This window comes from Streptomyces sp. ADMS (assembly GCF_033441795.1).
Classification (GTDB): Bacteria; Actinomycetota; Actinomycetes; order Streptomycetales; family Streptomycetaceae; genus Streptomyces.
In genome coordinates this window covers 1-251 of sequence record NZ_JAVFVX010000600.1, presented here as the reverse complement: position 1 = coordinate 251, position 251 = coordinate 1, and the positions used below count along the sequence as shown (strand labels likewise).

The following is a 251-nucleotide window of genomic DNA, read 5'->3' as shown; positions in this document are numbered from 1 at the left end:
GAGCATCACGGCCGGGTGATGGAGATCCTGTCGGAGCACACCTGCCAGGGCTGGCTGGAGGGCTACCTGCTGACCGGCCGACACGGGATGTTCTCCTGCTACGAGGCGTTCGTCCACATCGTCGACTCCATGGTCAACCAGCACATCAAGTGGCTGCGGACATCCCGGGAGTTGCCGTGGCGTGCGCCCATCGCCTCCCTCAACTACCTGCTCACCTCGCACGTGTGGCGCCAGGACCACAACGGCTTCTC

General features: G+C 64.5%; 1 pseudogene. It reads left to right on the top strand.

Annotation, left to right across the window (positions count from 1 at the left end):
* Nucleotides 1-251, top strand: a pseudogene (locus RB628_RS42125) (phosphoketolase); the annotation flags it as partial.